The following is a 20889-nucleotide window of genomic DNA, read 5'->3' on the forward strand; positions in this document are numbered from 1 at the left end:
GCCATGAGCGCAACTGTCGATAGCGGCCGGGGCGGCGCCGCCCGGACCGGAGCTGAACGGCAACAGGTGCGAGCCAGCTATCTGCTGGGGGTGTTCGCTGGGCTGTTCGGAATGCTCGGCGCCTTTGCCGCACTGCTCGCATGGCTGCACCACAGTGACAACCTGCCACCGCCGGCTTTCTCCAACAGCCTGTGCGTGGATGAAAAGCTGCGTTTCCTCCGGCACAACCCGATCGATCAGCCCAACCTGCTGGTCATCGGTTCATCAGTCGCCTGGCGTCATGTCGACGGTGACGTGCTCAGGTCGAGCGCCCCGGAGCTGCGTCCGTTCAACGGCGCCTTCTGTGGCTTGCATGCAAACCAGTCTGCCTATGTCGCCGACTGGTTGCTGGATCGCCAACCGAGCATTCGTCAGGTGGTGATGATCGTCGACCCGCTGGACTTCGCCGGCTGCTGGAAGGTGCCGGACGCGGTCTTCGACCGGGAAGATGCCGACCACTATGTCTATCAGCAGGCCTCGCGCTGGGGCTATTACATGCGCTATTTCTCGCCGCGTTCGCTGTTGCGCAACGCCCGGACAATCAAGGCTCAACGCGCCAACGAGATCGAATGGGACCCGCTGGTATTCACGCGACACGGCGACGGTCCATTGGAGCCGCGCGCCGATCGAGGCCTTTTCTATGGCGACCCCGACCCGCTGGACAATAGCTGCTTCGCAGCGCTTGGACGGCTGTCCGAGCGGCTTCGACAGGAGCAGCGGCAGCTGCTGGTGGTGTCCACGCCGCTGCATCCGCAGTGGAAGGTCAAGTTCGATGCCGACGGCCACTTCCTCGCCCGTTTCGATGCCAAACTGAGCGCGGCCATTGCCGGACACGGTGGCGCAAAGTACTGGAATGCCGATCGAGAGTGGCTAGCGCCGCCCGGTGCGTTCGTCGATGCGATTCACCTTCGCTGGTCCGCCGTTCATGACTTTTCCGAGGCATTGGCCGACCAGCTGCGCGAAGCCGAACAGGCACGGCTTGGCGAGTCGGTACTGGCTGGCAGCGGCGTGCACGGTGCGCCCTGAGCAAACCTCGGCAAACGTCGCGAGGTCGGAGATGAGTAACGGAACGAGTCCGGCCAGTTGCTCGTCCTGCCGTATGTGGCACGGAGCCGCCGGTCGTCAGGTCGCATCGGGCGTGCGTGCTGTGGTATGGTCCGCGCCCTTTGCAATTCCGACCGACGTACCGACCGTATGAACGTTCCGACCCGCTCTGCCTGGCTGCCTACGCCGCCATAGCGCAACGCCCCACCATTCGATTCGGCCCATCGCGGCTGACTCGCCTCGCTGCTGCAGCGATCCGACCGCGCCCGTGCGGGCGTCAGTCATGCCTATATCTCGAACACGACGCGTTCTGAACGCCACTTTGCATGGTGCGGTTGCGTCCCTTGCCTTGGATTTACCAATGTTGCAATCGATCAAACACAACTGGCTCTCAAATATACGTGGTGACGTGCTGTCTGGTCTCGTCGTTGCGTTGGCCCTGATTCCGGAAGCCATTGCCTTCTCCATCATCGCAGGCGTGGACCCGAAGGTCGGGCTGTACGCGTCCTTCTGCATCGCCGTGGTAATAGCCTTTGTCGGCGGCCGCCCAGGCATGATTTCAGCAGCCACCGGGGCGATGGCCCTGCTGATGGTCACGCTGGTAAAGAACCACGGTCTGGAATACCTCCTGGCCGCCACGCTGTTGTGCGGGGTGCTGCAGATCATCGCCGGCTACCTGCGGCTCGGCTCGCTGATGCGCTTCGTCTCGCGCTCGGTGGTGACCGGCTTCGTCAATGCGCTGGCGATCCTTATCTTCATGGCCCAGCTACCGGAGCTGACGAACGTCACCTGGCACGTTTACGCCATGACGGCCGCGGGCCTGGCCATCATCTACCTGTTCCCGCACGTGCCAAAGCTCGGAAAGGTCATTCCGTCGCCGCTGGTGTGCATCCTCAGCATGACGGCGGTAGCCATGTACTTCGGCCTGGACATCCGCACCGTCGCCGACATGGGCGAGCTGCCCGATACGCTGCCGGTTTTCCTCTGGCCGGACGTGCCGCTCAACCTCGAAACGCTGGCCATCATCTTCCCTTACTCAGCGGCGCTGGCCGTGGTCGGCCTGCTGGAGTCGCTGATGACCGCGACCATCGTCGATGACCTGACCGATACCACCAGCGACAAGAATCGCGAGTGCAAGGGGCAGGGCGTCGCCAACATCGCAGCGGGCATGCTGGGCGGCATGGCTGGCTGCGCCATGATCGGACAGTCGGTGATCAACGTGAAGTCGGGTGGGCGCACGCGTCTGTCCACGCTGGTCGCCGGTGTTGTGCTGCTGTTGCTGGTTGTCTTCCTGAGCGATTGGGTCGGGCAGATCCCCATGGCCGCGCTGGTGGCGGTGATGATCATGGTATCCATCGGCACCTTCAGCTGGGACTCGGTGCGCAACCTGCGTCGGTATCCGCTGTCGACCAATATCGTGATGGTCGCCACGGTGGTCGTGGTTGTGTTCACTCATAACCTGGCCTATGGCGTTCTGGTTGGCGTGTTACTGGCCGCGTTGTTTTTCGCCAACAAGGTTGGCCACTACCTCTCGGTGAGTTCTGAATTGAATGAAGCGGCGGATCACCGTACGTATACCGTTGCCGGCCAGATGTTCTTCAGTTCGGCGGACAAATTCATCAACGCGTTCGATTTCAAGGAGGCGATCGCCAAGGTCACGATCGACTTGCGCCGCGCGCATTTCTGGGACATCACCGCGGTCGCTGCACTGGACAAAGTGGTGATCAAGCTGCGCCGGGAAGGCACCGAAGTGGACGTGCTGGGTCTTAACGAAGCCAGCGCCACCATCGTCGACAGATTCGGCGTGCACGACAAACCCCACGGCGCCGACGAGTTGATAGGTCACTGATCTGAGTAATGTCGCGATCGCGCAGCGAGAGCCGCCAAGTGCCATTTCGGTACTCGACTATCCAAATTTCTCGATCGTGGTTATTCGGGGCTAGCACTGTGTTCCGTTTCATTGGCAAGGACGGGCACAAGCGCCAGGGCAGAGACTCGGGACAGCGCCGTAGATCGAACTAGGGGCGACCTGCTACTGGTCATAGGCTCGCGACGAGGCGGTCGGGTGCGCCGCGTTCCAGACGCTGGCGAGCACGACCGAGACCATCGTCACCACCCGCCCGTACAGCACGTTCGATGCCTGGTTCACCGCCGTTGCGCTCCTTATCCATGCGGCACCTTGGCGTGCCGTATGGAAAAGGTTCGGTAATCAGGCCTCTGACTTCAAAGACCGATTGGGCAACGATTATGTCGGTCGGCGGCGTCATGATCGGAATGGTTGGGTCCGCGAGTGTCGTCCGTCGAAGGTCTGCGGACTACTTGGTTAGGATCAGCTTATTCTGTCGGGTGACGCGCAGGATGTACTCGCAACCGTCATGAAGGATGACCATCTCGCGAGCGCCCTGCAGCAGGTGCTCGCTCGCAGCCCTCCGGCGCGGATTAGCCGAGCCGTTCGACTCGCCTATGTGTTTGCCCACCGGCTCTGCAAACGGACGCTTGGGTGCTCGAATGACCGTCACTTCGATCCCTCCGGCACGTAGACCATTGACCCATCCTCGAGGCGGTACGCAACGCCTGCCTTGGCGCCTTGCCCTTGGCCGATGTCACCAGTGGACTTGTAATGCTCCATGGTCTTGCCCTCCTTGATAAGAATTTCCATGTTCGGTTTGCCGGCATTCTTGATAACCGTGACGTCATCCTCACTGGTAAACGGGTTGACTGGGTTGTTCGCCACCGCGATCAGGAGTGCAGCGATGATCACCAGGAACACATCGATCAGATTGACGACCGAAAGGATCGGATCATCGGCTTCCGCCTCCTCAAGCAAGCGCACGCTCATCAGCTCATCTCCACTGTCATCTCGTGGGCGGCCTCGGCCGCAGCACCGGTACCGCTTCGCTGTTCTTGCTCGATCTGTACGAGCTCCTCGGCATACCAGCGGCGACGTACATTCACGACCCAGTAGGTGAGGGAGGCCGCGAGCAGCGAGAGAATCACTGCGGAGAAGGCAACTGTCAGGTTGTCGCTAACCTGATCGAGCTGGCCGTTGGACAGGCCCTTGAGTGCGGGCCCCATTGGAATCATCGTCGCCACCAGACCCAGCATCGGAGTCACTCGCGTGACGATGCGCGGCGTCTCGAGGCGTTTGAACGCCAGTGTCTCGAGCTCGGTTGCGCTCATGGACGCCGCGAGGCGCCAGCTCTCGAGCAGGTCGTACCCACGGGGATCGCCCCGGCGCCGCTGACGCGCCTGCGTGAGGAACTGGCCCACTGCAAAGAACGAATAGATGAACATGACAATCACGGCCAGCAGTACGGGCAGCATGAAAAACTGGCTGGCGCTGTACAGCGCGGATTCGATGAACAGTTGCATGGTGTCTCCCTGAGTCATGCACGGGCCTGCAGGCGCCAGCCCTGGTTGTAAATACCGGCCATCAGTGCCGCTGCGATCGTCAGCAGTACCGCTAGCGGTGCCCAGTCGAACGGCTGCGGTTGGGCCTGTTGACGCTCCAGCTTCTGGCCCGTGACGGGCTGGGTATCCACAGCTTTGCTTGCGGCTGAGGCTTGCGCGTCGGGGCGCGCATCGCTCGGCGCGGCGAGCCCGAACCCCGTAGCTGCCTGTTCGACGTAGGCACCGAACTTGGCATTGTCACTGACCGCGTTGTGGCGCTCGGCAAGGTCCTGCCAACGCTGCGCCAACTGCTGAAGTGTTTGCGCGTCCGCCTGCCAGTACTCCTTTCGAGCCGCTTCCAGTAGCCGTTCGATCATCTGCGCCTGGGCTTGCGGATGGTTCTGCTCGAACCATTCGTTGATGCCCAGTCCAAGCTTGTCGTCGACATACACCGCCTTGAACTCGTCCCATTGGTCGGTGCGAACGGTTTCCGGTGCGGTGACTTGCCAACCCCAGAGGTTGTTGGCTGCGCCCAAGACCTCCAGAGTGCCGCTATAGCCCTCCTGCTGTATCGCCTTGATCCAGCCGGGATGGAAGTAGCGTGTGCGCAGGTCGCGTGCGAGGAAGCCGGCCGCCGTCTCGCTGCGCGGATTGTCCGCGTCGCGCAAGTTGCTGATGTAAAGCTCGGGCGACTTGCCATCCAGGTGCCTTACGGCAAGGCCGAGGCCACCCAGGTATTGGAAGGGGTCATCCGTGGTGAGCATTCCGTACAGATTGGACGAACGGGACAGCACTGCACCCTCCACGCCGCGTAGCTGCTCTGCGTAGAGGTTCACGTCCAGCTTTTCTCCCCAGCGTTCCGGATCCGGCCCATAGGCGAACTGCATACGATCGAGATAGAGGCTGGCCAGTTTTTGCTCGCCAGCGATGCGGTCCTGGTCACCATTGGGCGCCTCGCCGAAGCTGTCGCTGGCCAGGGTGGCGTCCTCCAGGCCGGTGCTGTAGGCGCCCGACTCGGAAGAGAAAATCCGCGTTCGCGCTGCCAGCGATGCATCCTCCGGTGACAACCCAATCTCGCGCAATCTACGTTCGATCCGCCGGCTGTTGGCAGCTATAGCGTTGTTCGGCTCGTCCAACGCGCTGGCCTGGTCAGCCGCCTGGGCGAGCCACTGCATGACCTGCGGGAACTGGTCGCGATAGAGGCCGGTCGCCGAAACGACCACGTCGATGCGCGGCCGCTGGAGTTCTTCGGCCGGGACGACCTCAATGCCGGTGACCCGACCTGCGCTGTCCCAGACCGGGCGGAAACCCATCATCGCCAGCACCTGGGCTTCGAGCATGCCGAAGTGGCGCATGGTTTCAACCGACCATAGCGTAAAGGCCATCTTGCTGGGGTATTGACCATGCTTCTCGCGATGCTGCTCGAGCAGTCGTGTTGCGGCCAGTTGGCCGGCTTCCCATGCCTCGGGCGTTGGAATGCGCGACGGATCGAAGCCATACAAGTTGCGGCCAGTTGGCAGGCTGTCCGGGTTCTTGATGGGATCGCCGCCGTAGCTCGTAGGCACGTGGCGCCCCTGCAGCGCGGCGAAATAACCGTCCAGTTCGCTGACGTTGCCAAGGCTTCGCCAGTAGCTGCGGCCGCGCTCGAGCAGCGCTCCGACTTGCGGATCGCCGGTCCAGGGTTGCTCCTGGCGTACGTGTCGGTCCAGCAACTGCCACACCGGGGTTGCCTGGATGCTCTCATAGTCCACCAGCAACAACTCCTCCGGATCGTCCGGGGCGATGGCCTGGAGAAGCGGCTTGCCGAGCATCTGTTGCACGGTCAGCAGGCGCACGTTTTCATCGGCCGGCATCCCGAAGCGTGCGAGCCCCAACGGCTGCTGTTCCAGCGCAATGTCGTGCAGCTGCACATGCAGGAAGTCGATAAAGGCAGCGAAATCACTTTCGATGGCTGCGGTATCGATCGCTGCGTCTCGGTCGAGCTTCAACCGTTCGGTCAGCTCGCGGATCCGGTTGGCGGTAGCAGTCCGCACCTCGCCTTCGGTCATGCTCAGCCATTGGTGGAGTAAGTCGTGCAGCTCATTGAGCTCGCCATGCAGCCCCGCCGGGCCGAACGCCGGCGTGTTATGGCTGATCGTGACCGCTCGGCCCCGGCGCTTGGTTTGCATCGCCTCGCCAATATTGTCCACGATGTAGGGGTAGATCACGGGAAGATCGCCCAGCACGAGGTAGGGCGCCTCGACCACGTCGAGCCCCCGCTCCTTGCCCGGTTGCCATTCGGCGGAACCATGTGTCCCGAAATGCACAAGCGCGTCGGCGGCGAACTCGTTGCGCAACCAGAGATAGACCGCGAGATAGCTGTGCGAAGGGGGAGACTTCGTGTCGTGATATAGCACCTTCTCGCGATCGTCCAGCCGCTCGCCCCGCGGCGGCTGCGGCATGATCACCTGCTTGCCAAGCTGAAGGCGCGGAATGACAAAGACGTTGCGTGCCGGTAAGAACAAGCTGGCATCTTCTGGCGATCCCCAACGCTCAAGGATCGGCTGGCGAACCCTCTCGGGCAGATTGTCGAACCAGGACTGGTAAGCTGCGAGCGACAACGGCGCGCCGCGGTCATCGATCAGCAGACCCTCAAGCGCATCGGCGCGATAGAAGGGGGCAAGCAAGCGGGCCAGCTCGTGGATTAGCTGTTGCTCATCGAGCTCCTGCACGCGATAGCCGCGCTGGGCGTAGGCGGTGAGCAACGTTTCGAGGCTGCGTGGCACATTGAGGAACGACGCGCCAAGGTTTGTTTCGCCCGGTGGGTAGTTGTAGAACATGATCGCTGTTCGCACCTCTTGGGCTGGCAGCCGCTGCAAGTGCGCGAGCCGCAGCGCCTTGTCGACTATCGCCTGCAGTTGGCGGTCGATGGGCACGATGTCGCCATCGGCCTTGCGCGTTGCGGCAGCGAACAGCGGGTCGATGAGGCCGGCATACTCCGGTTGGGCGAGATAGAATGGGATGTCCTGGGCCTCCAACCCGACTGCATCGGCCTCCCAGTCGGCCTGCTCGCCACCGCGATAGGGCATGGCCTGTAGGACCGGAATGCCGAGTCGTTCGAATTCCGCCTTGCGCCCCGAGCCGTTAAGCATGATCTGCATGTTGATCAGCACATCCGCGCGGGGCGTGCCGGATGTGCCGAGCAGCGAGGTGATCTCATCGTTGCCCATCGCCGTGGTATAGAGCGGTACCGCCAGCGCACCGGCCGCTTCGATGCGCCGGACCGTGTCGTCGACGAAGCCTGTGAGCCCGGAGTCCATATACGCCTTGTGGAAGAGAACTCCGATTACCGGTACTTCGGTCCGTAGCTCAACACCTTTCCATTCGAGGTAGCCGTCCAGCCTGGTGAAGATCCTTCCGTTGCCCTGGGGATGGTAGATGCCTGCCGGCGGATGAATTTCCGGAGACGGGCAGGGTGACGCTTTTCTAGAGAAATGAGCGTCGAGACGGCAGAAGAAACCGTTGAAGTTCGCTACGCCGCCGTTTGTGTAATAGAGGTCGAGCTCCTCGATCAGCGCGGGCGGAAGGTCGCTGCCGCGGCTGCCATCCCGGCGCAGCCAGATCCAGGGCGTCGCAAGGCCGTCGAGCGCCGACCCAAGCCCCATTTGCACTGCTCCCAGGGCAGCGCCGTAGGGCGCGTCGATTGCAACCAGGTCGAAGCTGTCGAGCTGTGCGAGGTTGGGATTGCCATCTACGCCGTCGATCATCCGATACTCGAGGCTAAAGCCTGCATCACGGGCGATGGGTTTCAGGCGCTCGAATTTGCCCGCCTGGACTGGCGCCGCCGCCACGAACAGCAAACGTTTGGCCTGCACGGTCTCGGCCTGGACCCGCATCGACAGGCTCAGCGCCAGGAGGCCGAAGACGAGCATCACGGTTGTTCTAGTCAGCAGTAGTACGCCGCGCATCAAAACCCGGCCTCCACCGCCAGCCAACCCGTGCGACCCTGTTCGGCATAGCCAAACAGCTCGGATTTGTCCTCCAGTCGCACGTTGCCGATATTAAGCACGCCGCCACGTAGCGTCAGGTTGTCGTGCAGCCTGTACCCGAGGCTTGCGTTGACCACGCTGTAGCCGGGTGCGCGCTCCTGTCCGTTCGAGCCTTCCAGATACTGCTTGCCGATATATTCCCACTGCACCAGCGCGTTCCACTTCGCCATGGTCCATTCCAGCGAAGGCGTAGCTGTGAACTCTGGCCGTCCGTTGAGCTTGGCGTCGGTCCGAGCGTCGCGCGGGTCCATCCAGTTGACCGTCGCGCCCAATGCAATGCCGTATCCCAACTCGCGGCGCCCGGTGAGCTCCAAGCCCTCGATTCGAGCTTGTTCGATGTTGTCGTACTGATAGATCGTGCGCGGCGGTATGCCGGGCTCGGTGCGCAGGCGCCGGTAATAGATCAGATCGTCGATCTCGTTGCGGTAAAGGTTCGCGGTATAGGCGCCTCGCTCGTCATGCCAATCGACGCCCAGCTCGAACGAGCGACTGGTTTCCGGCTTGATATCGGCGTTTCCGAGAAACGTATGTGGCCCCTCGGCCCCAACGTAGTTCGGAGAGATCTGTTTGAGCGTCGGTGCGCGGAAGGCCTCGCCGTATCCTGCCTTGAACGTCAATTCCGGGGTGGCACGCCAGACGAGCCATGCGCGGGGGCTGGTCTCGCGCCCAAAAATTTCGTGATCGTCGAGGCGCGCGCCCAGAGTCAATGCCCAACCCGTCGCCAATGCAATCTCATCCTGGATGAACACCGCTTGGTGTGTTGCGGAGTCCGAGCCGCCGATCAGGCCGGCGTTCTCCAAGCGTTCGTCCCGATGCTCTCCGCCTACGGTGAGGGCATGGTCTTCGCCGATGTGAAAATTGAGGCTGCCGTCCCATACGTCGTCGCGGATCGACTGGGGGCGTGTTGGGGCCAGGTTATGCGTACGCTTGTTGGTGACGTCGAATTCTGAGCGGGTAAAGCGCAGTTGCGACTGCAGGTCGCCCCAGTCGGCGTTCCAGGCCAGCGAGTTTTGGCGTCGCTCAAGCTCGTAGGTATCGAGGTAGATCGGACGTGCGTAATAGGCGTACTGCTGGTCACGATCACGGGTTTCATCGCTGCGAAGCAGGTCCAGCTTAAGCGTCTGTCCTTCAAACGGCCGGTAACTGATCGCAAGGCTTCCCGTCTGGCGATCCTGCCCCTCCATTTCCGACACTCGCCGATCCTGCTCCCAAGGTGTCGATTCGCGGCGCACCTCTTCGACGGCCATAGCGACATCCAAGCTTTCGGCCAGTGGGCCTGACGCCCGCGCGGCCAGGCGATGGCCATTGCCCGTGTCGCCTTGACCCACATCCCCTCGCAGGGTTACCCCGCCGCTCCATTCGCGTTGGGCCTGGCGCGTAATGATATTGATCACCCCGCCAATCGCTTCGGAGCCGTAAAGGGCGGACATAGGGCCGCGCACGACCTCGATGCGTTCGATCTGCTCGATACCGACCCACCCGTACTGGTAGTCGGAGTGGCCAATGGTGTCATCGGTTGAGGAAATGCGTCGGCCATCGATCAGCACGAGCGTGTGGCGATCTTCGGCGCCGCGAATGCTCAAGGTCTTGCGACCTCCAACCTGGCGCCCATTGAGGGTGATGCCGGGTGTCCCACGGAGCGCCTCAAGCAGGTTGGTCGCACCTCGCGCGCGGATCTGCTCGGCGGTAATAACGGTCATCGCAGCTGGTGCGTCTGCCAAAGAGACGGAGCTGCGAGTGGCCGTAACCACCATCGGATTGAGCTCGGTCGTCTCGGCGGCTGCCCCCGCTCCGGAAACCATGATGCATGCCATTGCCAGCGCGTGCCTGCGCATATTCACCCCCTAAGAAAGAATGAGATGGCTGGCTGGGGACTGTCCCTGGCTGGCTAGAACGTATCGGCTTACATGAAGCGGTGGATGGTAATAAGAACTATTATCGAATGCAAACAATGCAAGAAACCGTCTGGCTATCGATAACCGGAACTCTAATCGGGGTATGCCCGGACCCTTGGCTGTGATGGCCGAGCACGGGCGATTCGAGCGGGCAAAGGGAGGATGACGATTAGTCGCAGGCCATCGCGCGTAATTCTATCGGTCAGTTCATGCACGAGGACGGACTTGTAGCTGTTTTCTCCTACGAACGAATTGCGAAAAGCCTATCGTCGTACGTGAAGTCCATTATCCGGCTGATCTTCACGCGTGAAATGGCCGGGTGTCTTGGGTTAAGCACGATGTTTCGCTCGAGGGGCAGAACGGCAGAGGGCACGATTAGCCCTAGATGGGAGCCGCGATTCAACCAGTCCGTGCCGAAGGACATGCTGGGCTTGTCGGCGGGCAATGCTGCCCAGCCCACCGGTAGTTCCTTTTCACTGGGTTCAAGATAAAGCTCGGCATCTTCCGGCAACTCGAACTCGGTGATCTTCATGGGAATAACGGGCCGCTGGGTCTGATGCACGAAGGTCTCTAAGCAGCAGATGGCGGGAGACAGTCCCAGGTAGACGGCCGCTGCCTCGGCCTCGTTCCAGCGTCCACCTTCTATCGCTGCACCCAGGCCGGACAGGTCCGCTGCACGTTTGGCTTTGGATATGCGCCATGCACGCATCAGACAACACCGCCCCATTCAATCGCGTGCAGGACTCGCCGAACCTGGCGTGCGCCGAGTTCTGTTTCGCAAAGCGAGAGCGGGGTTCGCCCTCCGAGAGAGTCGTTCGGCGTTGCCATCCACTTGCTGGCGGCGTCCGATTTCTCGAAAACATCCTCCGCTAGCACCGCGACTTGAGCCAATCGATCGATGCGCTCCGATGCCACGGCATCAAGGGCATCTGTACTTCTTAATCTGCGTTCCACAGTCGATACCGACACGTTTGCGATGCCTGCGATCATCGGAATGGTTAGCCCGAATGCTGCCTTGGTTGCGAGCAGCCAGTAGGGCTCGAAGCCGGCGCGAATTCGCTCAAGCCGTTCGTACTCGGTGTATTTCGACAACTCGTGCGCCATGCTCCAGAAACTAGGCTTTTCCGGAGCACTGGAGGACCGTTTGAGCGATTGCTTCGCTGTGGCAGTCATAGCGAAAACCTCAAATGACGAACTTGGATACGTCATATGATAGCACCATTCAACGAGCCATATCGCTGCACAATGCAGTGTGGCGTGAAAGGCGACCCACGCTGAGTGTCATCTGGTTCTGGCCCCTATATCCCAACCTGAGTAGTTGGGGTCGAAGATTCGTCCGTACAGGCAGCGAGTCCTAGCTCATTGTCGGCCTTCACGACCCGATTGATGAAACGGCTCAGTTGCTCGCTGGGTTCGACGTCACGGCGAACCAGATATGTGGTGATCATGGTCGTGTCACCGGCCAATGGCCGTGTCGTCACATCTGGGTTGTTGAGTTCGGTAATGCGAGCAAGGCTCGAGAAGCCAAGGCCGTAACCCGCGGCGACGAGCGCGATCAGGAGGTCAAGCGTGGGTACACGCTCGGCAATTGTCATCTGCGTTTCAATTGGCTTGAGTACGGGTTGAAGTTGCTGCCAGAAGCCTTCGCAGACTTCCGGCTGGCATAGCACCAACGGATGCCGGGCTATTTCGTCGAGTGGAATCTGCCGGTGTGCAAGCAACTGGTGCCGGGCAGGCAGGACGACGACAAGCGGGTCCTGCCACACAGGCTCGGCCAAGAGTCCGTCACGTTCGTTGGCGACGGTCTGTGCAAATCCGACGTCAAAGAGGTCCTCGCGCAGGCCGTTGGCCTGCACCGAGGACGGGACCTCCCGAAGAAAGATCTCGACGTCCGGATCTTCCTCTCGACATTGGGCCAGTAGTGCAGCGAGCCGGGACTGCGGTACGCCATCGGACAGCGCGACCCGAAGCTTGCCGCGAAAGCCTGCGGCGGCGCCCTTGACGCTTGCCTTGGCCTGTTCGACCACGGCGAAAATCCGGCGGGCTTCTTCGAGCAATACGCTGCCCGCCCAGGTCAGGCGGGTTCGTCGGGTAGTGCGCTCGAACAGCTGTACACCAAGCCTGTACTCCAGGTCCTTGATGATGCGTGATAGGGGCGACTGCTCGATATGCAACCGTGCGGCCGCCCGAGCGAAGTGCAGTTCTTCGGCAACGACGACGAAGCAGCGAAGGTGGCGAAGCTCCACGGCTATTACCTCCCGACGGGGTATCTGCGGTTATTGGGTACGTCCTGCGGCAAGCCAGGCCGGCTGGCGGCGCAGGTTTAGCGTCTGCAGCAGCGCGCCGGCCAGAGCGACCGCGCCGGCGCTGGCCGCAAGCGACCAGATGGGCAGCTGAAGTAGAAGCACGAACCCACCTGCGGCGGCACCGATCGCACTGCCCAGGTACAGCGCGGACTCGTTGAGCGCGATGGCGAGATTGCCGTCGCCCTGTGCCTGGCGCGCCAGGATCAGTTCGTTGTTCTGCGGCACCTGCAGTGCCCAGCCCACGGCTCCCCACAGCACGATGGGTAGCATGGCGAGCCACGCACTGAACGTGGCAACCATGGGTAGCAGGAACAGCGATACGCCCAGGATAAGCATGATGGCCAGGACCAGCACCGGCCCCCTCACGCGATCCACGACCGGTCCGATCAGGAAGCTACCGAGTACGCCGCCGATCCCCCACGCCCAGAGGAAAGGGGTAACCGAGCGGACGCCGCCAAACTCGGGGTCGCGCAGCAGTGGTGCGATAAAGGTGTACATGCCGAGGCTGGCGATGGCAGCGAGCAGCGAAACGAGCAGGATGGTGACTACGTGCCCATCGGCGAGGATGGCGAGTTTCTCGCGAAGGGAGCTGGCTGGTGCGGCGGGCAGTGCCGGCAGCAGCAGTAGGAGCCCGACGAAGGCCAGAAGCCCGAGCAGCGTGACCAGCCAGAGCGCGGCCTGCCAACCCATGTGGTCGGCGATCATGAGGCTAAGCGGTACGCCCAGAACCACGCCGCTGGCCATTCCGCCCATGATGATCGCGATGGACTTGCCGCGTCGCTCGGCAGTCGAAAGGGCAGCCGATGCGCCGATGCCCATCGCCAGGTAAACGCCCGCGCCAATTCCAGCAACGGCGCGCCAGGCCAGCAGTGCATTGAAGTTGGTGGAAAGCGCGCTGGCCGCGTTTGCGATGACGAACAGGGCCAGTGCGGCAAGCAGGCCACTGCGCTGGCGGTCTGGTGGTGTCAGTGCCACGAAGATGGGCGAGCCTAGGCCATAGGCCAGGGTGAAGGCGGTAACCAGCTGCGCGGCTACGGCAACTGAAACCGTGAAGGCGTCTTCGATCAAGGGTATCAGCCCGGCCGTCACGTAGGACGCCATGCCGAGTGCGAAGGCGCCGAGCGCGATCAGGTAGATGGAAAGTGGATTGGTTGAGGGGGTGCTCATGACGGATGAGGGCTCCACGTCGTGACAGGGCAGTGCGGCCCGTCGGGCCACGCCCGAAGAGTTAAAGATCCAGTGTTACGTCAAGGTCCGTCAGCCAGGTGTTGAGTCCGACGGCGAGTTCCATGCCCATCCGGTCATACATGGGCGAGACGTCGCCCAGCGGCCGGTTAAGCGTTTCCTGGACGTGCATGGTGTCCAGCAGCGGTCGGACGGGGGCATCCTGGCTTTGCATGATCGCGGCCAGCGACTGGCGCAGCGCGTGTTCGTACGCTGGGTCCTGCGTAGAGGGGTAGGGGCTCTTGACGCGGTCGGTGATCGATGGCGGCAACAGGTCGCGTGTCGCTGCGCGCAGGATGCTCTTTTCGCGGCCATCGAAGGCCTTAAGCGACCATGGGATGTTGAAGGCATACTCGACCAGTTGGTGGTCGCAGAATGGAACCCGGACCTCCAGTCCGACCGCCATGCTCATGCGGTCCTTGCGATCGAGCAGCGTTTGCACGAAGCGAGTGAGGTTCAGGTAGCTGAGCTCTCGCATGCGCTGCTCGACCGGACTCTCGCCGACAAGCATGGGTGTTTCGGCAATCGCCTGGCGGTAGCTGTCGGCAAGGAATGCAGGCATGTCGAGCTGGCGCAGCAGCCCACGGTCGAACAGCGTCTTGCCGTCGAAGTACTTGCCGGTGACGGACGTCAGCCACGGAAAGGTATCTGCCTCGATTGCCTCGGGGTCATGGAACCACCGATAGCCGCCAAACACCTCGTCCGCGCTCTCGCCAGAAAGCGCCACGGTCGAATGCTTGCGCACCTCTTCGAACAGGCGATACAGCGACGGCCACATGTCGCCCCAATACGCCGGTGGAAGGTCCAGTGCGTGCACGACCTGTCGGCGCAGGGTCGGGTCGGCAAGCTCGGCACTGTCCAGGATGATCTCGCCATGCGTGCTATGGATTCGCGCAACCAGTTCGCGAACGAAGGGCGCATCCGGCGTTCCCCGAACCGCGTCGCCGGCGAAGCCCTGGCCGTGATCTCGAAAGTCCACCGAGAAGGAACGAATGTTCGGTTTGCCCGCCTCGAGTAGTTTCTTTGAAGCCAGCGCAGTGATCACGGACGAGTCCAGACCGCCTGATAGTAGGCTGCACAGGGGAACGTCCGCGACGATCTGACGCTCGACGATATCTTCCAGCAGATCACGCGTATGCCGGACGGTTTGCTCTAGCGAATCGGCGTGCTCGCGCGCCTCGAGGCGCCAGTATCGCCGCCGCGTCAGCCCTCGGCGATCGACTCGAACGACTTCGCCGGGCAGAACCTCGTACATGCAATGGAAGACGGCATGGCCGGGGGTTTTGACCATCTCCAGTATTTCTCGAAGACCGTCCGCACGGACGCGGCGTGGCACGCTCGGGTTGGCCAAGAGGGCCTTCGGCTCGGAACCGAAAATGACACCGTCCGCGGTGGGGTAGTAGTACAGGGGCTTGACGCCCATGCGGTCGCGGACGAGAAGCAGGCTTTCCTGACGTCGGTCCCAGATGGCAAAGGCATACATGCCGTTGAGACGGTCGACGAAGTTTTCCCCCCATTCGAGATACGCGCGAAGGACCACTTCGGTATCGCTGCGGTTTTCGAAACGATGCCCGCGCAACTGCAGTTCTGCACGCAGTTCGCGGAAGTTGTAGATCTCGCCGCTATAGGTAATGGCCGCTGCCTGTTTGCCATCCGCCTGGCGAGCCAACATCGGCTGCTTGCCGCCCTCCAGATCGATAATCGAAAGGCGGCGATGGCCGAGGCCGATTGGGCCGTCGATCCAGATTCCCTGCGCATCCGGGCCCCGACGGGCCATCGAGTCGGTCATGCGTTGCAGGGTGTTTTCTTGTGCCTGCATTTGCTGGCTGTAGGACAGCCATCCTGTAATTCCACACATAGTCGTCTCCTGATTAGCCAAGGCTTTCGAGGTCGCTGTCTTCGGCGAGCAGGACCCGGTCCAGGGCGCGGTTGTAGTGCGCGGGAACAGCGATTGCCTTGGCGCGTGTCTCAAGCGTGTTGAGCAGGCGCTGCAGTTCGATGGCGGTGTTCAGGTCGGCGAAGGGCAGGTCGGGCTCGCGTCGGCTTGCTATCCAGAGCACGGCGTCCCGGCACAAGCGCGAGAGCTTGTGGAGCGTTTCCAGACCCGGCTTGCTGGGCGCCTCACTTGTTTCGTGCAGCGTCAACGGCGTTCCGTCGCTATCGCGCATCCAGATCCTCAGGTGATCGTGGTCCCAGCAGGGCGTATCGAAGGTCAGCCGTGCGTGGATGACATGCGCCTGGTCATCCACGAACGACCAGTCGACGGTGCGCTGGCGTACGACATGGACGAAACTGCTGTAGCCGGTGACGGGGGCCTCGCCGAGCGTTGCGCCGACCATCACCGTGTCGAGCACGGCGGGGCCGGATATCGAGAAGTCCGATCGAACGCCGATCACCTCGTCGACTGACCACGGACCTTCGATGGGGCAAATCCAGTTCACGAGGTCTAGTGCATGGATCACTTCACTTGTAACGCCGCAGGTCGGGCGATAATCGTTGATACGGTCCTTGCCCCAGTTGAAGTGGGCCCGCACCAGGCGCCACCGATGTCGAGCGACCCACTCGCGAAGCGTCTGGCTCGCAGCCGAGTAGCGCTCGACCAGGTTGAGCGCGAAGCCATTGAGCGAAGCGAGGGCGGTGTCGATGGATCTAAGGTCGTCAGCCGGTGTGACCAGCGGTTTTTCGCAAATGACGAATCCGTGATAGCCGCGCAGTTGGCCAAGCACCGAGGCATGGCTCACGTCATTGACGCTGACCACGATCAGATCGGGTCCAAACGCCTCGAGCGCTTGCTCGATGGTCCCGATTCGCTCTAGCGTGCTCGGCCTTTCTCGGCGATCCAGATAGGCGATCGACATCCCGACACCGCATGTGCGACCGACGTATTCGAGTGCGTGCTGCCATCGCAGTCCGGCATAACCCAGGCCGATAATGAGCACCTTCATGTCGGCGTCTCCTGGCGGACCAGCAAGCGCTCGCCGCTGGGCTGGAAGCCTAGCGACGAGTAAAGCTGCGCCCCGTCTTCTGTGGTTTGCAGCACGACGGTGCGCACCTCGCGGTTGTCGAACCAACGCAGCAAAGTGGTCATGAGCTCGCGGGCTATGCCTCTGGCACGGAACTGCGGTGCTACCACGACCGACTGCACCCACCCTGACAACCCGTTCGGGTTCGCGGCGGTGGGGGCCCTCGCGTCGATGATGCCGGTCGCGCACCCAATCACCTGGCCGGAGTCGCGATGCTCGACGGCAAGCACACGGACATTGTCGTTCGCGCCGAGGATGCTGCTCAGCCAAGTCCGGTACGCCGCTCGCCAGCGAGCGCACGCTTCTGGCGTGCGGCTTGAGTAGCTGGCGTCGGTGCCGTCGAGCAGTACGCCGCGCAGCTCGATCAGCATCGGGATGTCGAGCGCGGTCGCGCTGCGCACGTTGAATAACGAATCGCCCATCACGCCACCTCCGTCTTGAAGGCACGCGAAGCCCTGGGGATGTCGAAGTGCGCGAATGTCTCGTCCAGCGCTGCGGCGAGCTGCGCGATCTGCGCTTCGCTGTGGTTGGGCGTGGCGTTGATGCGAAAGCGCTCCGTGCCCACGCGTACCGACGGATAGTTGATTGGCTGGAGGTACACGCGGTGGGTATGGAGCAGGCGCTGGGCGGCAGCCTTGCACCGTTCGGCCTCGCCAACGAGAACGGGCAACACGTGCGTCTGCGAGCAGGGCATGACCGGGATGTCGTACTGCTTGAGCCGTTCACGAAGAAGCGCGGTCTTGGCGTGCAGCTGGGTGCGTTCGTCGTCGTGAGCCTTGAGGTATTCGACGCTTGCAAGGCAGCCGGCCGTAACCGCCGGTGGCAGCGAAGTGGTGAAGATGAAGCCGGTTGCGAAGGAACGCACGGCATCGACGATGACCTGGCTCGAGGCGATGTACCCGCCAATGACCCCGATGGCCTTGGCCATCGTGCCCTGGATGATGTCGATCTCGCCGGCCAGTCCGAGCTGCGCGGCAATGCCGGCACCGCGCGGACCGTACATGCCCACCGCATGAACCTCGTCCAGGTACGTCAGCGCGTTGTGGCGCTTGGCAACCTCGACGATACGTTCGATTGGCGCGATGTCGCCGTCCATTGAGTAAATCGACTCGAACACCACGAGCTTTGGCTGCCCGAGTGGGTAGCCAGCCAGGATCTCATCGAGATGACGGGCATCGTTGTGCCTGAATACCTTGCGCTCGTTGGGTGTTGCCCGAATGCCATTGACGATCGAGGCGTGGTTCATGGCGTCGCTCGCCACCAAACAGTCTGGAATCTGGCGCAGCAGGCATTGCAGGGTCGCATCGTTCGAGCCGAAGCCGGTTGGAAAGACCAGCGCGGCCTCCTTGCCATGCCACTCGGCAAGGCTGGCTTCCAGGCGGGCATACAGCTCATGGGATCCGCCGATATTGCGCGAGCCGCCGGAGCCGGCGCCGTAGGTCTCGAGTGCGACGTGCATCTGCTGGCGCACCGCCGGGTGCTGGGACATTCCCAGGTAGTCGTTGCTGCACCAGACAACGACCGGCTCCCGGTCGCTGCCGTGGAGCTTGGCTAGTGGGTACTGGCCACAGATGCGGCTGAGCGTTGTGAACGTGCGGTACTGGTTGGAGGACTTCAATGACTCCAGCTGTTCGCGAAGCAATGATTGGTACATCCGTATCTCTCCTAGCGATCTGGCCGCCTTGCCCCTACGGACTGCTCTGCAATGGGGTTTTGCGCGACGAGGCGCTATTCTTAGTACCGATGCCAGGGGGTTACAATTTGACTAGTTATGCTGTTACTGGAGGTAATTGGATGAGCGCACCGCGAAGCTTCGAACGAAACCGCACCGAGCTTGCCGACTTCCTGCGCAGCCGCCGTGAACGCATTACGCCGGAGGAGGTTGGCCTGCCATCGGGCGTCAGGCGCCGTACGCCGGGCCTTCGACGAGAGGAGGTGGCCGCGCTCGCTGGGGTGGGGTTGTCCTGGTACACCTGGCTGGAGCAGGGCAGGGATATCGGCGTATCGGCGACATTTCTCGAGAACCTGGCGCGCACGCTCAAGCTCGATGCGACAGAACGTCGCCATCTGTTCCTGCTGGCCCATCAGCGCTTGCCGCCAGAGCCGGGCAAGACGTGGTGCGTGGTTCCGCCCCTCGTGCACCGGCTGATGGCCGATCTGCCGTTGCGCCCGGCGTATGTGTTGAACCTGCGTTGGGACGTGCTGGCCTGGAATGCTGCGGCCGATCGGCTGTTTGGCTTCTCGAGCTTTCCGGCCGAGCGCCGCAACCTGCTCTGGCTGCTGTTTACCGCCCCCTCGATGCGCACCCTGTTCGATCCCTGGCAGGATCAGGCGCTGCAAATCCTGTCGAGCTTTCGCCGCGACTTCGTCCGCGCCCCGCAGGACCCGGATATCGGGAGCCTGGTCAGGGGCCTGGAAAAGGTCGATCCCGACTTCCGGACGTGGTGGCGGCAGCAGGACATCCACGGTCCCTGCCAGGGCATTCGTCATTTCCAGGTGGCCGATATCGGGCCCGTCGTATTCGACCATACCTCGCTGTCCATCGATGTGGATCGCGACCTGCGGCTTGTCTATTACGCGGCCAGGGAAGGGCAGGCGCAGAGTCGCTCGTTCGAGCAGTGGCTCCAGACCGAGCGCGAGCAGGCGGCACGCGATGCAGACGTTCTCAACTGATGGCGGGACCGCGTGAGCGACCGATCTGCCAAGGCACTTGGGCGGGATTGCGCGAGCGCGACTCATGTACTCGCTTCATTGGTACGGAGTCAAACTTAGGCTAGTAGATTCGCTGGATAAGCCAAGTTTCTAGAATACTTGCTCCGCGAGAGCATTTACTGAGTTAGGACTAGTTCGCTGCTTTAGTACGTTTTAGAAACATGCTCCGCATTGCAATATTGTAATGCAAGGAACATCTTTGCGTAAGGTTGGCAACTTTAAGCTATCTAGCATCAACTACCAAGAGGTGTTACCGATGAAAAATATTGCAGCTGTTTTTGCTGTTGTTATAGCCATCACTTCTTCCTTCGCAATGGCTGAAGTGGATCGAAATTCCACGATGCAGCATGACTATTCGACCGCCGAGGGCAGGCAGGCTCTAAAAGTCCTTCTTGAAAGCGGTGATGTTCTAAGTGTGTCTCCAATGGGTGGCAAGAGTGTTGTAGGCAGGTCAAGTGGTCGCGTGCAGCCATACGAAATCAAAATTCGTACTCCTGATGGACTCGTTCACTCAGTTGAGTTCCGTAGCGTGCCGGTTGGAATAAATAACGGTTAATGATTTAAAAAGTCGTTATAAGCCAGTCGCATGATCGTTGCGATTGGCTTATCACTTATTTTTAAAGTGGCCGATTTCTCTGCATAAGAGTGGCAGTAGTAAAGCCAAGCGCGTTGGTTTGGGTATAAGAAGTAGGTGTTCCGCTGCTGAATAACAGCGCCATCCTGCCAAGACCATAAACACTATCTTGGCAGGAGGCGGCTTGCTGGTTATACAGCCATACGCTCACATTCTTCAGCACAATTCATACAGGCTTTCGCGCATTCTTGGCAGTGATCCATCTGATGCTTGGCACACTCTTCACCGCAGGCCCGGCAAATTTTTGCACACAATGCACAAAACTCTTTAGCCAACTCGCTCTGGCGACTCATGAGTCTGGCTGCCAGAGCACACATGTCAGCACAATCCCTGTCGAGCTCAATGCAACGAGCCATCGCTTGTACGTTTTCTTCGCGTAAACAGGCAGATGCGCATGCTTCGCACACTAGTGCGCAGTTTGAACAAGCTTGAATGCAGCTATTGAACATTGTATTAGTCATGACTTCCTCCAAAGTTCGTATTTAAGCGTTCAGCCTTGAGCCGGCCCGAGGCATTCCTCAGGTAGCACATAAATCCGACACGTGTAGAGTTCGTCCGTTTCAATAGTTGAAATTACAATCTTGTAAGGTTGCT

Annotated in this window: 18 protein-coding genes; 4 read left to right on the forward strand and 14 right to left on the reverse strand. The window is 61.3% G+C overall.

Annotation, left to right across the window (positions count from 1 at the left end; all coding sequences use genetic code 11):
• Positions 1–3: 3 nt before the first annotated feature.
• Both ACVRRC_RS09935 and ACVRRC_RS09940 read left to right on the forward strand, forming a co-directional pair.
• Entirely contained in the window at positions 4–1065 is a 1062-nt protein-coding gene (locus ACVRRC_RS09935) for a hypothetical protein (protein WP_472996930.1), read from the forward strand.
• A 379-nt stretch (positions 1066–1444) separates the two neighbouring features.
• On the forward strand, positions 1445–2932 hold the full coding sequence (locus ACVRRC_RS09940) for a SulP family inorganic anion transporter (protein WP_045158255.1): 1488 nt from the start codon (positions 1445–1447) through the stop codon (positions 2930–2932).
• A gap of 466 nt (positions 2933–3398) precedes the next feature.
• Here ACVRRC_RS09940 and hemP read toward each other — a convergent pair whose 3' ends face one another.
• From hemP to hemA, 13 genes are all read right to left on the reverse strand, one after another.
• Entirely contained in the window at positions 3399–3602 is a 204-nt protein-coding gene (gene hemP, locus ACVRRC_RS09945; RefSeq protein WP_045158254.1) for a hemin uptake protein HemP, read from the reverse strand.
• Positions 3599–3916 (reverse strand): DUF2149 domain-containing protein, encoded by a 318-nt coding sequence (locus ACVRRC_RS09950; RefSeq protein WP_196758008.1) that lies wholly within the window; start codon positions 3914–3916, stop codon positions 3599–3601. The genes hemP and ACVRRC_RS09950 overlap by 4 nt, the downstream gene beginning before the upstream one ends.
• A gap of 5 nt (positions 3917–3921) precedes the next feature.
• Positions 3922–4455, reverse strand: a complete 534-nt coding sequence (locus ACVRRC_RS09955) for a MotA/TolQ/ExbB proton channel family protein (RefSeq protein ID WP_052671879.1) — start codon at positions 4453–4455, stop codon at positions 3922–3924.
• A gap of 14 nt (positions 4456–4469) precedes the next feature.
• Positions 4470–8420, reverse strand: a complete 3951-nt coding sequence (gene cobN, locus ACVRRC_RS09960) for a cobaltochelatase subunit CobN (protein ID WP_472996931.1) — start codon at positions 8418–8420, stop codon at positions 4470–4472.
• Positions 8420–10315, reverse strand: coding sequence for a TonB-dependent receptor plug domain-containing protein (locus ACVRRC_RS09965; protein ID WP_061373274.1), 1896 nt, complete (start codon positions 10313–10315; stop codon positions 8420–8422). The genes cobN and ACVRRC_RS09965 overlap by 1 nt, the downstream gene beginning before the upstream one ends.
• Positions 10316–10637: 322 nt before the next feature.
• Complete coding sequence (locus ACVRRC_RS09970) at positions 10638–11105, reverse strand: RES family NAD+ phosphorylase (RefSeq protein WP_045158249.1); 468 nt, start codon at positions 11103–11105, stop codon at positions 10638–10640.
• Entirely contained in the window at positions 11105–11569 is a 465-nt protein-coding gene (gene parS / locus ACVRRC_RS09975) for a type II RES/Xre toxin-antitoxin system antitoxin (protein WP_045158248.1), read from the reverse strand. Before parS ends, ACVRRC_RS09970 begins: the two co-directional genes overlap by 1 nt.
• Positions 11570–11694: 125 nt before the next feature.
• Complete coding sequence (locus tag ACVRRC_RS09980; RefSeq protein WP_045158247.1) at positions 11695–12642, reverse strand: LysR family transcriptional regulator; 948 nt, start codon at positions 12640–12642, stop codon at positions 11695–11697.
• Between the two features lie 30 nt (positions 12643–12672).
• On the reverse strand, positions 12673–13869 hold the full coding sequence (locus tag ACVRRC_RS09985; RefSeq protein ID WP_192476690.1) for an MFS transporter: 1197 nt from the start codon (positions 13867–13869) through the stop codon (positions 12673–12675).
• Between the two features lie 61 nt (positions 13870–13930).
• Positions 13931–15784: an asparagine synthase (glutamine-hydrolyzing) gene (asnB, locus tag ACVRRC_RS09990; RefSeq protein ID WP_472996932.1), complete on the reverse strand. Its 1854-nt coding sequence runs from the start codon at positions 15782–15784 to the stop codon at positions 13931–13933.
• Positions 15785–15797: 13 nt separating this feature from the next.
• On the reverse strand, positions 15798–16871 hold the full coding sequence (locus ACVRRC_RS09995; protein WP_038659337.1) for a Gfo/Idh/MocA family oxidoreductase: 1074 nt from the start codon (positions 16869–16871) through the stop codon (positions 15798–15800).
• On the reverse strand, positions 16868–17371 hold the full coding sequence (locus ACVRRC_RS10000) for a GNAT family N-acetyltransferase (protein ID WP_038659339.1): 504 nt from the start codon (positions 17369–17371) through the stop codon (positions 16868–16870). Before ACVRRC_RS10000 ends, ACVRRC_RS09995 begins: the two co-directional genes overlap by 4 nt.
• Entirely contained in the window at positions 17371–18603 is a 1233-nt protein-coding gene (gene hemA / locus ACVRRC_RS10005; protein ID WP_048328948.1) for a 5-aminolevulinate synthase, read from the reverse strand. Before hemA ends, ACVRRC_RS10000 begins: the two co-directional genes overlap by 1 nt.
• A 140-nt stretch (positions 18604–18743) precedes the next feature.
• Here hemA and ACVRRC_RS10010 point away from each other — a divergent pair, with 140 nt between their 5' ends.
• Together ACVRRC_RS10010 and ACVRRC_RS10015 are read left to right on the forward strand one after the other, a co-directional pair.
• A complete protein-coding gene (locus ACVRRC_RS10010) occupies positions 18744–19622 on the forward strand; it encodes a helix-turn-helix transcriptional regulator (protein WP_038659345.1) in 879 nt (292 codons plus the stop codon).
• Between the two features lie 295 nt (positions 19623–19917).
• Complete coding sequence (locus tag ACVRRC_RS10015; protein ID WP_080586075.1) at positions 19918–20217, forward strand: hypothetical protein; 300 nt, start codon at positions 19918–19920, stop codon at positions 20215–20217.
• A 209-nt stretch (positions 20218–20426) separates the two neighbouring features.
• Here ACVRRC_RS10015 and ACVRRC_RS10020 read toward each other — a convergent pair whose 3' ends face one another.
• Complete coding sequence (locus ACVRRC_RS10020) at positions 20427–20756, reverse strand: four-helix bundle copper-binding protein (protein ID WP_080586036.1); 330 nt, start codon at positions 20754–20756, stop codon at positions 20427–20429.
• Positions 20757–20889 lie beyond the last annotated feature (133 nt).

Source organism: Stutzerimonas sp. LR2 (assembly GCF_055755175.1).

Coding starts and splice junctions, on each gene's coding strand:
- ACVRRC_RS09935 (WP_472996930.1), top strand. CDS start 4: ATGAGCGCAACTGTCGATAGCGGCCGGGGCGGCGCCGCCCGGACCGGA.
- ACVRRC_RS09940 (WP_045158255.1), top strand. CDS start 1,445: ATGTTGCAATCGATCAAACACAACTGGCTCTCAAATATACGTGGTGAC.
- ACVRRC_RS09955 (WP_052671879.1), bottom strand. CDS start 4,455: ATGCAACTGTTCATCGAATCCGCGCTGTACAGCGCCAGCCAGTTTTTC.
- cobN (WP_472996931.1), bottom strand. CDS start 8,420: ATGCGCGGCGTACTACTGCTGACTAGAACAACCGTGATGCTCGTCTTC.
- ACVRRC_RS09965 (WP_061373274.1), bottom strand. CDS start 10,315: ATGGCATGCATCATGGTTTCCGGAGCGGGGGCAGCCGCCGAGACGACC.
- ACVRRC_RS09970 (WP_045158249.1), bottom strand. CDS start 11,105: ATGCGTGCATGGCGCATATCCAAAGCCAAACGTGCAGCGGACCTGTCC.
- parS (WP_045158248.1), bottom strand. CDS start 11,569: ATGACTGCCACAGCGAAGCAATCGCTCAAACGGTCCTCCAGTGCTCCG.
- ACVRRC_RS09985 (WP_192476690.1), bottom strand. CDS start 13,869: ATGAGCACCCCCTCAACCAATCCACTTTCCATCTACCTGATCGCGCTC.
- asnB (WP_472996932.1), bottom strand. CDS start 15,784: ATGTGTGGAATTACAGGATGGCTGTCCTACAGCCAGCAAATGCAGGCA.
- ACVRRC_RS09995 (WP_038659337.1), bottom strand. CDS start 16,871: ATGAAGGTGCTCATTATCGGCCTGGGTTATGCCGGACTGCGATGGCAG.
- ACVRRC_RS10000 (WP_038659339.1), bottom strand. CDS start 17,371: ATGGGCGATTCGTTATTCAACGTGCGCAGCGCGACCGCGCTCGACATC.
- hemA (WP_048328948.1), bottom strand. CDS start 18,603: ATGTACCAATCATTGCTTCGCGAACAGCTGGAGTCATTGAAGTCCTCC.
- ACVRRC_RS10010 (WP_038659345.1), top strand. CDS start 18,744: ATGAGCGCACCGCGAAGCTTCGAACGAAACCGCACCGAGCTTGCCGAC.
- ACVRRC_RS10015 (WP_080586075.1), top strand. CDS start 19,918: ATGAAAAATATTGCAGCTGTTTTTGCTGTTGTTATAGCCATCACTTCT.
- ACVRRC_RS10020 (WP_080586036.1), bottom strand. CDS start 20,756: ATGACTAATACAATGTTCAATAGCTGCATTCAAGCTTGTTCAAACTGC.